Origin of the sequence: Enterococcus sp. C50, assembly GCF_040887505.1 — a bacterium.
In the GTDB taxonomy this organism is placed as follows: domain Bacteria; phylum Bacillota; class Bacilli; order Lactobacillales; family Enterococcaceae; genus Enterococcus_B; species Enterococcus_B thailandicus.
The window spans coordinates 266,988-278,511 of the sequence record NZ_JBFOFW010000002.1; the positions used below are offsets into that span (position 1 = coordinate 266,988).

The following is an 11,524-nucleotide window of genomic DNA, read 5'->3' on the forward strand; positions in this document are numbered from 1 at the left end:
AGGACGAAAATGGAATTAAGAGGAAAACAAAAACGTTTTTTACGTAGTCAAGCACATCACCTACAACCTATTTTTCAAATTGGAAAAGGTGGAATCAACTCAGCAATGCTTGTTCAAATCAATGAAGCATTAGAAAAACGTGAGTTGATCAAAGTTACTTTGCTACAAAATACAGATGAAATCGCGGAAGATGTTGCACGAATTTTAGAAGAAGAAGTTCAATGTGAGATTGTTCAAATCATTGGACGTGTATTGGTATTATATAAACCATCAAGTAAAGAAAAATACCAACGCATTTCACGAGAAGTAAAAGCAATCTAAGGAGTGGTCATTAATGAGTACGCAGGCTAATCTATTTGTTCGTTCACAAGTTTTTCCGAAAGAAATGCCACAAGTTTTTGAAAAAAAACGACAAGTTGGAATCTTGGGAGGAACATTTAACCCTGTCCATCTGGCACATCTGGTTATGGCTGAACAAGTTGGACAAAATTTAGGACTGGATCGCGTATTTTTAATGCCATCCTATGAACCACCACATATTGATGAGAAAAAAACGATTCCGGCAGCGCATCGTTTGAATATGCTCGAGCTTGCAATCGAAGACAATCCATTTTTGGCAATTGAAACAGTTGAATTGAGCCGTGGTGGGAAAAGTTATACTTATGACACGATGAAAGCCTTGACGCAGAACAATCCAGATACAGATTATTATTTCATCATCGGCGGTGACATGGTTGAGTATCTTCCAAAATGGTACAAAATTGATGAATTAGTTCATCTTGTTCATTTTGTAGGTATCAAGCGTGCTGGTTATGGAGTCGAAACACCGTATCCGGTCATTTGGGTCGATGTACCTGAAATTGACATTAGTTCGACCAAGATTCGTCAAAAAGTTCGCCAAGGTTGCTCTATCCGCTACTTAGTTCCTGACAAAGTAGTTGATTATATTCAGAAAGAAGGCTTGTATCAACATGGATTATAGTAGTCATTATACTGCAGATACTCGCGAAACACTGATGCAAAAAGTCCAAATGCGAATGAGTGAACGTCGTTTTCAACATGTCTTAGGCGTGGAAAAAATGGCGGTAGCATTAGCTGAGAAATATGGTTGTTCACCAGAAAAAGCTAGTATTGCAGCGTTGACCCATGATTATGCAAAAGAACGTCCGGATGATGAGTTTATACTAGTCATCAAACGTGATGGATTTGATTCTGATTTGTTAAATTATGGCAATGCGATTTGGCATGGACTTGTGGGTGCTTCATTTGTTGAACGTGAATTGGGCATTACTGATCCCGAGATTTTAAATGCTATTCGAGTGCATACAACTGGGGCAGCAAAAATGACTTTACTGGATAAAATCATTTATGTTGCTGACTACATTGAACCAGGCAGAAATTTCCCTGGGGTAGAAGACGCGCGCGAAATTGCATTAGTCGACTTAGATGAAGCAGTTGCTTTTGAAACAAAGCACACATTAGCTCACTTAATTGAACAAGAACAACAAATTTATCCAAAAACAATCGAAACATACAATCATTGGGTGGCGAAAAAATAAATTTGTCACCAAATGTTAAGGAGGAAATTATCATAGATAGCAAAGAACAATTACAAATTGCGGTAAAAGCAGCAGATTCAAAACGTGCAGAAGATATTTTAGCACTTGACGTGAGAGAAGTTTCGTTATTGGCAGATTATTTTATGATTTGTTCAGCGAACAGTGAACGTCAAATGAACGCAATTACAGAAGAAATTATTGACAAAGAAGAAGAAAATAACTACGAAGTGAAACGCATTGAAGGAAAAGAAGGCGGAAAATGGATCTTGATTGACCTTGGTGACTTGATTGTCCATGTCTTCCACGCACCTGAAAGAGAATTTTATAATTTAGAAAAATTATGGTCAGATGCACCACTTGTAAACATTTCTGAATGGTTGGATTAATATGGCTTACGAAACATTCGCTTTTATTTATGATGAAGTAATGGATGAAGCGCTATATCAGCAATGGTTAGCATTTTCAAAGAGACACTTACCTGAGCAAACAAAGAACATTTTAGAGCTTGCTTGTGGTACGGGTGCATTAGCTGTTGAATTTGCAAAAGCAGGTTATAATGTGACTGGACTTGATTTGTCGGAAGATATGTTAATGATGGCAAGTCAGCGCGCTTTTGAGCAAGAAACAGCAATCCAATTTGTTGAAGGAAACATGTTAGATCTTTCAGAAGTAGGACAATACGAAGCAATTACTTGTTATTCAGATTCATTATGTTACATGGAAAATGGGCAAGAAGTTCAACAAGTTTTTGATGAAGTATATCAAGCTTTGGAAGAAAATGGCCGTTTTTTATTTGATGTACATTCTGTTTATCAAGTAGATACGGTTTTTCCAGAATATAGTTATCACTATCAAAGTGAAAAGTTTGCTTTTTTATGGGACAGTTATCCAGGAAAAGAACCACATAGTATTGAACATTTCTTAACCTTTTTTGTAGAGGATTTGGATCAGCCTGAAAAATTCATCCGTGAAGACGAGCTTCATCAAGAACGCACGTATTCAATGGAAAGCTATTTGCGCATGTTAGAAAATAGTGGTTTTTCAAAAGTAGAAGCTTATGGTGATTTTACAGATGAAACACCAACTGAAGAAACGAAACGCTGGTTCTTTGTAGCCTATAAAGAATGAATTTAAAAAGAGCCGTGACAAATGTCGCTGCTCTTTTTTCTTGTTTTCCTTAGAAAAAGAGTAATGGGGAGGGATCTGATGAAAAGTTGTGGCTTAATTGTAGAATATAATCCATTTCATAATGGTCATCGCTACCACGCAGAGATGGCAAGGAAACAGACAGATGCGGAAGTCGTCATTGCTGTGATGAGTGGTAATTTTTTGCAACGAGGTGAGCCGGCCATTCTTGATAAATGGCAGCGTGCAAATGAAGCATTACAAAATGGCGTTGATCTAGTTATCGAATTACCGGTTGAATGGGCAGTTCAATCTGCCGATTATTTTGCAAAAGGTGCAGTGAGGTTGTTGCAAGATTTAGGCTGTGACTCATTATGTTTTGGAACAGAAAATACGACTCATTTTGACTACGAGTCATTTGGAAAATTTGTTTGGGACAACCAACGTGAAATTGATCAGGCATTTCAAAATTTAGCCGATCAAAAAATCAGCTATCCACAAAAAATGACAGAAGTTTTTCGCACACTACTGCAAGATGAACAGCTCGATTTTGCTTCACCTAACCATATTTTGGGCTTGAGTTATGCCAAAGAAAATGCAAGGTATGAACGACCGATGGCACTGCATCCGATTGAAAGGAAAAGTGCTGGTTATCACGAAAAAGAAATTGCTGATGAGACGATCGCAAGTGCCACTGCCATTCGAGAAGCTGTTGCTAGGCAAGCTGAGATTCAACACGTTGTTCCAGAAGTAACAGCTCACGATTTACTAACGAAACCAACTCAAACTTGGGATGAATTATGGCCATATCTGCGTTATAAATTATTATCGACGCATGTAACACAATTGAAGGAAATTTATCAAATGACGGAAGGCTTAGAAGTTCGCTTACAAGAAGCTGCGAAGCAATCTACAGACTTTCATTCTTTCGTATCTTTGGTTAAGACGAAACGTTATACTTGGACAAGAATCCAACGATTGGCGTGCTACGTGTTATTAAATATAACGGAATCTGAAATTTTCGCGCAGCAAGAAAAAAATTATCTTCACATATTAGGATTTACTGAAGCGGGGAGACAGTTTCTGAAAGAAAAAAAACAAGACATTAGTCATGTCTATTCACGAATAGGGAAAAAAGAAGCCACAGAAGCACAGTTATTAATTCGTAGCGATCAAATTTATTGTTTAGCGAACAGTCAGTTGATTGAACAAAATTTTGGCCGAATGCCAATTCTAATCAAGGGATAGAGAAAATAAATTGCTGATTTTTTGATAAAATGGGAATAATGAAAAAAAGCTTCACAGAATTAGGATTCACAAGTATAATGAAACAGGACGTTTTTGCGTTACGGAACTAGAAAAAGAGAAAGCGAAGTGAAAATATGGGTCGTAAATGGGCTAATATTGTGGCAAAGAAAACTGCTAAAGATGCAAACAACAGTCGAATTTATGCAAAATTCGGGATTGAAATTTATGCGGCAGCGAAATCAGGTGAACCTGACCCACACGCTAACCAAAAGTTACATTTCGTTATTGATCGTGCGAAAACCTATAATGTGCCTAAACATATTATTGACCGCGCCATTGAAAAAGCAAAAGGTTCAGGAGACGAAACATATTCTGAATTGCGCTATGAAGGATTTGGACCAAATGGCTCGATGGTGATTGTTGATACATTGACAAACAATGTGAACCGAACTGCAGCAGATGTTCGTGCAGCTTTTGGTAAGAACGGCGGAAACATGGGTGTCTCTGGTGCCGTTTCTTATATGTTTGATAACACAGCTATTTTTGGTTTTGCTGGCGACGATGCGGATGAAATTCTTGAATATTTAATGGAAAAAGATATCGATGTTCGTGATGTCATCGAAGAAGAAGGACAAATCATCGTTTATGGTGAAGTTCCTGATTTCCACGCTATCCAGGAAGCATTGAAAGAAAAAGGCATTACAGAATTTTCGATTGCAGAAATTCAAATGTTACCACAAACTGAAATCACTTTAACTGGTGATGATTTAGTACAATTTGAAAAAATGATCGATGCGTTAGATGAACTTGAAGATGTTCAAAATATTTTCCATAACGTTGAATTGGACGATTAGGCGTTTGCCTAGTTTGTTCAAACTTTTTTCAAATCAAAGAAGTATGGCAGGTTGATGCCATGCTTCTTTTTTGATGAAGGAAAGATTTTACTAGTTGATTTTTGTTTTTTATTCCATTTCACCTGTGGTATCATAAGGTTACAGGTATTATTTTGAAATGATACAGAGTATATTGGAATTTGGGCGAGGAATAATGATGGAAGCAAAAATAATTTTGGAACCTTTCGATAGAATATTAAGCGGTTACGAAAAAGTAGAAGAATTAGCGGTAAATATTGCTGATTGCTCAAGTATCGCACATAAGTATGCAAGATTTGGTGTAGAAGGCTATCGTTTAGGAAATTATACTGGGATAGGTTATTTGAATCGTTATTTGGAATGTGCAATTGATCGAGTACCCATGCTCATTTATCAAAAGAATTATTTGATTCCACTCTTGTTTAAAAATGCTGAAACCTCTTTCCAGCTGTTTAACGAGGGGTATCGAATGGAAGCTTTCTTTTTGTTGTTAGAATGGAGTCTGAAACATCAACCAGAGAAGATTTTGATTGAACAAGATCCAACTGTTACTTCATCCAAAGAGAAAATCATCGACAGTGCCTATCTCGTGTTTCGCTTGACCGAAATTTTGGATAGCGGAGGATATCCAATCAGTCATTTTCAAACAATTGAACAATTTATTGACTGGAATCGAATTTATCGTTTGATCGACAATGGTGGAGTGGGGCGTCATAGTAAAATATTTGATCCCGAATTTCCAGAAAACATTGAAGAATTACGAATGATCGTGACTTTAGTTAGTTTGAAATATCCGGAAACAGATTTGCAGATACCTGAATAATATAAAAATTTTCGGTGCAGATACTAATTTTTTGGTAATCGGTACAGCATAAACATATTAAGATGGGAGGGGAACATCGGCTGACGCTGATGCTTCTCTCTTTTTTTACTTTAGATTATTGTAAGGTTGTGACAGAAATAGTCAGTTTCGAGAAATAAGGAGAAATTTTCAGAAATGATTTTTCAAATTTTTGTCAAATTTAGACTTATTTGAAAGAAGTTACTTATTGAATACGGTGAATGAGGTTGCAGCTCCAAGCAATAAGGATGCTTTATTTAAAATAGCTTTCCATAATTTGAAGTGGATGCAAACTATGCCGAGGAGTTGTTTTGGAATAACCTTTATTCGTATATTCAAAAAGGGGGTACGACAAGCTTTTTGTCGTACCCCCTTTTTTTGGTAAAATGCTTTAAATCACTTCTTTGTTATAAGTCAAAGAATCAATTGCCTTCAATAATGGACTCTTATTGAAGGACGTAAACAGTGTTAATTCGTGCATTGCGCGTGTACACATAGTATACAAAATTAGCTTGTCTTGTTCTGTGTGGAACTGCTCTTCGTTAATATTCCATAAGAAGACGCGATCGAATTCAAGTCCTTTTGCCAAGAAGGCAGGTAACAGAATAATTGAACGTTTCATAAAGTCTTCCTCATCAAGAATCAATTGAACTTGTTGTTTCAAACTTTCAGGGAATTGTTCATATAACTGTTCACATTCCTCTTGTGTTTTAGCAATGATTGCTGTCCGCCAGTGTTTTGCTTTGGCTTGCGTTTGTTCAAGTGTTTCTTCAAACCAATGAAGTTGTTTTTCAGCAGTTGAAGCTTCGATGATGACTGGTTTATCACCTTTTCGAGCAGTTGTTTCGACACGATCTTCTTTGGATAAGAAATGATTTGCGAAGTCAGTGATTTCTTTAGTTGAACGGTAACTGGTTGTTAATTGGAAACGTGTGACCTCTTGATTGTCAAAAAGCTGTGGAAGAGAACCAACGATGGTTTCATTACCAAAGACATTTTGATTGAGATCGCCACAGAAAGTTAAGTTTGCTTTTGGATAAAGTGCTTGAAGCAGGGCAACCTGTGAAGGTGCGAAATCTTGCATTTCATCAATAAAAACATAACGAGCTTTCTGAGTAATTGTTACTGGAAATGTGCGACGCATTAGCAAGAAGAATAAAACAGCATCTTCTTGTTTCATTTGTTTTTGACGAAAATTTAGACGAATCTCAGCAATTTGTTTTGTCCATTGTTCTTTGGAAATCCCATGGGAAACCAGTGCTTTTTCTGGAACACTTTGTAAAAAGTGGAGATATTGTTTAGGCATATTCACAAATTGATAGCTGGTAATACCACGATGAACACGACGAAATTTTTTACGTACGATTTGATTTGCCAGTTTTTTGCGTAAAGATTTTTCTTTTTGCTCTGTGTACTCAAGGTTTGGATCAGTTGCGTATAATTCTTGCAATTGTTCTTCAGCCAAATCTTTCACCCATTGTTGACGCGTTTCATCTTTTTGTAAGCCACCTAATTTTTTAAGTAGCTTTGTTTGCAGCAGAGAAAGACGTTGATGCAAAGGTAGCAAAGTATTTGTTTCTTGGTACCATTTTCGTATAGAATCTTTTGCGAGAATGGTTCGTCCATTGATTTTCATGTCACGGAATAAAGGTCCATAATTCGTAATTGCCTTCACATAATGATTGATATGGTTAACTAGTGTTAAGCCATTTTTTAAGTCGTGGATTGGATCATTTTTTCCAAATAAAAAACCATGTTCTTGTTGATCTTCTTCAACTAGCGAATAATCTTGTAGCAGTTCTTCTATATAGCTTCTAAATGTCTTGGTTGGGACACCACTTTCACCAAGAGAAGGTAAGACAGTTGAAATATAGTCTGAGAATAAATGGTTGGGTGAAAATAACAATACGTGTTCCGCATCTAACCATTTCCGATTATGGTACAGTAAAAAAGCAATTCGTTGAAGCAAAGCAGAAGTTTTTCCACTTCCTGCGATTCCTTCAATCAGCATTACTTTGCTAGTTGTATCGCGGATGATTGCATTTTGTGCTTTTTGGATTGTCGAAACGATATTTTTCATATGGGTACTTGAAGCTTCATCTAAAATCTCTAGTAAAAAATCATCGTTGATTACTTCAGAAGTGTCTACCATTGAGAGAATCTCGCCGTCTTGGATTTTGAATTGGCGTTTAAGTAACAACTCCACGGTCATACGTTCGACATCTGTTTCATAGTAAGCAGGTCCGATTTCACCTTCATAATAAAGATTGGCAATTGGTGCGCGCCAGTCGATGACAATTGTTTCTTCGGTCAAATCACGTAAAGAAGCAATCCCTAAATAAAGGGTTTCTGCTTCATTTTCTTCTTTAAAATCAATGCGGGCAAAATAGGGATTCCCTTGCATGACATCTAAAGTCTGTAAACGATGCTGTTGTGCATCGAGAGTATGATATTTTAACAGTAGTTCTTGTTCATGTTGGCGGTATTCAACAGCAGACTCGTAAAATGACTCATTAGAACCAGCACGGATACGGTGATTAGCTATTTCCTTTGTTGAGGTATTCATTTCTTGGGTCAATTCTTGTTGCTTACTGTTTAATAATTTTTGTTCAAGCTGGATTAATTGAACGGTTTCGTCCACATGTGCTTGTTCCATTTGTCTTTCATTCATGGCTTATTTGCTCCTTCCGCCTTAAATAACGAACTAAAAGTATAGCACAATTATGGGAAAAAAGGTATTTTTTAAAAGTTAGTGAAAAAAAGTTTGGTAACAGCTTAGTCAAAGTAATGTGTGAAAAAGGAAAGAATAAACAAGAATGATAGTTGTTTTCATTTAGCACGTATTAGTTTAAAAAAGAGAAAAGAACGCCTATGCTTGAAAGTGAAAGAAGGTTGAGAAAGATGACACATTTAAAAAAATTTCTTTTAACAGTATTGATTGGTGGGATAGCGTTAATCAGTGAATTTATTTTTCATCAGTCTCAACTGGCATTTTTCTTGATTGCAGTTACTGGTGGTATTCTTGCCTTTTTGATGTTCCTCGAAATGATCAAAACATTACGCTCAGGAAAATATGGCGTCGATATTTTAGCAATTACAGCGATTGTAGCAACGTTAATAGTGAAAGAATATTGGGCGAGCTTGATGATTTTGATTATGTTAACGGGTGGCGATAGTCTAGAAGATTATGCGAATCAAAAAGCTAGTAAAGAGTTACAAGCACTGCTTGATAATACACCTCAAACAGCACATAAGTGGATTGATGGAAATTGGCAAGAATTACCCGTCGAGCAAATCGAAGTCAACGATAAACTAGTTGTTAAACCGGGTGAAACAGTCCCTGTTGATGGGCGAGTAATCAAAGGAAGCTCGGAAATAGATGAGTCTTCACTAACAGGTGAATCACAACCCATTACTAAGAATATCGGTGATATGTTATTGTCTGGTTCAATCAATGGTGATCGTTCATTAGAAATGCGGGTCGAAAAACGTGCTGCAGATAGCCAATATCAATTGATTCTTAATCTGGTTCAAGAATCGAAAGAAAAACCTGCAAAGTTTGTCCGAATGGCAGATCGCTATGCAGTCCCATTTACATTGGTAGCTTATTTCATTGGCGGAATCGCTTGGTGGCTTTCAGGTGATCCACATCGTTTTGTCGAAGTCTTAGTTGTTGCTTCACCTTGCCCCTTAATTTTGGCAGCGCCCGTCGCACTTGTTGCCGGAATGAGTCGTTCGAGTAAAAATGGAATCGTTGTTAAAAATGGTACCACGCTTGAAAAGCTAGCAGTGACTAAAACGATTGCTTTTGATAAAACCGGGACAATCACCAAGGGACAATTGGAAGTGACAGCAGTTCAACCAGCTGGTAAATTGTCAAAAGAAGAATTACTAATGTATGCAGCTAGTGCAGAACAAGAATCTAGCCATATTTTAGCTCGTTCATTAGTTAGTTATGCAAAAAATCAAAAACTGTTGCCAACTTCAGAATTAAAAGAAATTGTTGGTCAAGGAATAGAAGCAAGAATTGATAATCACTTTCTTCAAGTTGGCAGAGCCAAATGGCTGGGCGTACCCGAAATTGCTTCGGAAGAAACCATTATTTATGTTGCTTTTGATCGAGAATTTGTTGGCACAATCCACTTTGCAGATGTGATTCGTCCTGAGGCAACAAATGCCATCAAGCAACTGAAAGATTTCCACTTGAAACAGGTGATGATGCTAACTGGGGACACTCAAACTGTGGCGCAAACAATCGCCAAAAAAGTCGGAATCACGACGGTTCATGCGCAATGTTTACCACAAGATAAATGGCAGATTTTAGCGGATGTCCCTGAGAAACAACGACCAGTAACGATGGTAGGTGATGGCGTGAACGACGCACCTGCGCTAAGTGCAGCAGATGTTGGTATTGCAATGGGGGCACATGGTGCAACAGCCGCTAGCGAAAGTGCAGACGTAGTCATTTTAAAAGATGATTTGACACGGGTTCCTGAAGCTGTTTTGATTGCCAAAGAAACGATGCGTATTGCACGCCAATCAGTCTTAATTGGCATTTTTATTTGTATTGCACTCATGTTGATCGCAAGTTTTGGAATAATCCCTGCACTCTTGGGAGCTATGTTACAAGAAGTAGTTGATACAGTCTCGATTTTAAGTGCGTTACGTGCAAAAAAATAGTTGCACTCAAATGAAGGCAGTAAACCTGGTTGTGAGAAGTGATTATTGGTGATTCAGGCTATTTTTTAAGTGAGTAAGGGTTTCATTTTTGTTAGGGATTGTCAACTTTGAAAATGGGTAGGAACAAGATAAGAAAATAAATGAGGATTAGTTAGGTGGTAGCCAACTAATCCTTTTTTCTTTTATTTAGCAAGTGTAGAGAATAAGGGGTGTTATAATTAGTGAAAAAGAGAAACCAACATATCAAACGAAAAAGTGGTTCTGTTTGTAGAAATGAATGGTGAGGAGGCTACAGTTGATGCAGTATAAGTTGGAACAGTTTATTGAGAACAGTGAATTTCCAGCTATCTTTATTATCCAAAAGGCCGAGGAAACACAAATTTTGCGTCATTGGCATAAAGAGATTGAGATAACTTATGTCGCTAAAGGAAAGGTTGATAGTTACTTTATCGAAGGAAAAAATTATACAGTTAATGAAGGTGAAGCAGTATTTGTCAATCCATTTGAAATACATGGTATACGAAATATCAAGGAAACTTCTTATCCGGATAGTGTACTTACAATTATTTTTCCAACACCGTGGATTGAAAAATATTTTCCGGATATAGCAAAATTTAGGATAAATCAATCAAAAATTTCTCAAGAGAGTGTTACCAAGAAACAGTATGCCATGTTTATTTCAGAGCTTGATTCGCTGTTTGAGTTAGTCAAGAAACCAGTTGATAGAATAAACAATGTCATGATTACTGCCAGTTTATTGAAACTATTGGGAATGTATGTCAAAGAATTTGCTATTGAACAAGCAGAAAATTCAAGCCATCTGTTGGATGAAAAAATTTACAAAATATTAGACTATATACACAAAAATTCTGATCAACGCTTGAAAATTTCAATGATTGCTGATGAATTTTATTTATCAGAAGGGTACCTTTCTCGCTACTTTAACAGTAAAGTTGGTGTTTCAATCATTAGCTATTTAGAATTGATTAGGAGCTATCAGGCGATACAGTTGATTCGCGAAACAGATCGAACAATTGAAGAAATTGCTTTAGAAACAGGGTTTGCCAGTACAAAGTCTTTAAATAAAACACTAAAAAAATATTATAATCAGACGGCAAAATTCTTTCGCTAAGCATCCAAAGGTCAGGATATGCCCTAATAGTAAGCAGGAAAGCCTCTTATTTTATTTAATCGCGTGA

Annotated in this window: 11 protein-coding genes; 10 read left to right on the forward strand and 1 reads right to left on the reverse strand. The window is 36.9% G+C overall.

The annotated features are described in order from the left end of the window. Positions 1–9 precede the first annotated feature (9 nt). The 8 genes from yhbY (at position 10) to AB3I20_RS03850 (ending at position 5,627) form a co-directional block, all read left to right on the forward strand. Complete coding sequence (gene yhbY, locus AB3I20_RS03815; RefSeq protein WP_067480904.1) at positions 10–321, forward strand: ribosome assembly RNA-binding protein YhbY; 312 nt, start codon at positions 10–12, stop codon at positions 319–321. A gap of 13 nt (positions 322–334) precedes the next feature. Beyond that, on the forward strand, positions 335–982 hold the full coding sequence (locus AB3I20_RS03820; protein ID WP_067480907.1) for a nicotinate-nucleotide adenylyltransferase: 648 nt from the start codon (positions 335–337) through the stop codon (positions 980–982). Then, positions 972–1,559 carry a bis(5'-nucleosyl)-tetraphosphatase (symmetrical) YqeK gene (gene yqeK / locus AB3I20_RS03825; RefSeq protein WP_067480910.1) on the forward strand — a complete coding sequence of 196 codons (588 nt, stop codon included), beginning with the start codon at positions 972–974 and terminating at the stop codon, positions 1,557–1,559. Before AB3I20_RS03820 ends, yqeK begins: the two co-directional genes overlap by 11 nt. Before the next feature lie 2 nt (positions 1,560–1,561). Further along, positions 1,562–1,945, forward strand: coding sequence for a ribosome silencing factor (gene rsfS / locus AB3I20_RS03830; protein WP_231885363.1), 384 nt, complete (start codon positions 1,562–1,564; stop codon positions 1,943–1,945). A gap of 1 nt (position 1,946) precedes the next feature. Continuing rightward, on the forward strand, positions 1,947–2,687 hold the full coding sequence (locus AB3I20_RS03835) for a class I SAM-dependent methyltransferase (RefSeq protein ID WP_067480913.1): 741 nt from the start codon (positions 1,947–1,949) through the stop codon (positions 2,685–2,687). A gap of 78 nt (positions 2,688–2,765) precedes the next feature. Then, positions 2,766–3,932 (forward strand): nucleotidyltransferase, encoded by a 1,167-nt coding sequence (locus tag AB3I20_RS03840; protein ID WP_067480916.1) that lies wholly within the window; start codon positions 2,766–2,768, stop codon positions 3,930–3,932. Between the two features lie 134 nt (positions 3,933–4,066). Next, entirely contained in the window at positions 4,067–4,786 is a 720-nt protein-coding gene (locus tag AB3I20_RS03845; RefSeq protein WP_067480918.1) for a YebC/PmpR family DNA-binding transcriptional regulator, read from the forward strand. Positions 4,787–4,982: 196 nt separating this feature from the next. Continuing rightward, positions 4,983–5,627, forward strand: coding sequence for a hypothetical protein (locus AB3I20_RS03850; protein WP_067480921.1), 645 nt, complete (start codon positions 4,983–4,985; stop codon positions 5,625–5,627). A 409-nt stretch (positions 5,628–6,036) separates the two neighbouring features. Here AB3I20_RS03850 and helD read toward each other — a convergent pair whose 3' ends face one another. Continuing rightward, positions 6,037–8,316, reverse strand: coding sequence for an RNA polymerase recycling motor HelD (gene helD / locus AB3I20_RS03855; protein ID WP_368026956.1), 2,280 nt, complete (start codon positions 8,314–8,316; stop codon positions 6,037–6,039). Between the two features lie 230 nt (positions 8,317–8,546). On the opposite strand from helD, the gene AB3I20_RS03860 reads away from it, so the two are divergent. Continuing rightward, positions 8,547–10,325 (forward strand): heavy metal translocating P-type ATPase, encoded by a 1,779-nt coding sequence (locus tag AB3I20_RS03860; protein WP_368026957.1) that lies wholly within the window; start codon positions 8,547–8,549, stop codon positions 10,323–10,325. A gap of 298 nt (positions 10,326–10,623) precedes the next feature. Further along, entirely contained in the window at positions 10,624–11,457 is an 834-nt protein-coding gene (locus AB3I20_RS03865; RefSeq protein WP_067480934.1) for an AraC family transcriptional regulator, read from the forward strand. The last annotated feature ends 67 nt before the right edge of the window (positions 11,458–11,524 follow it).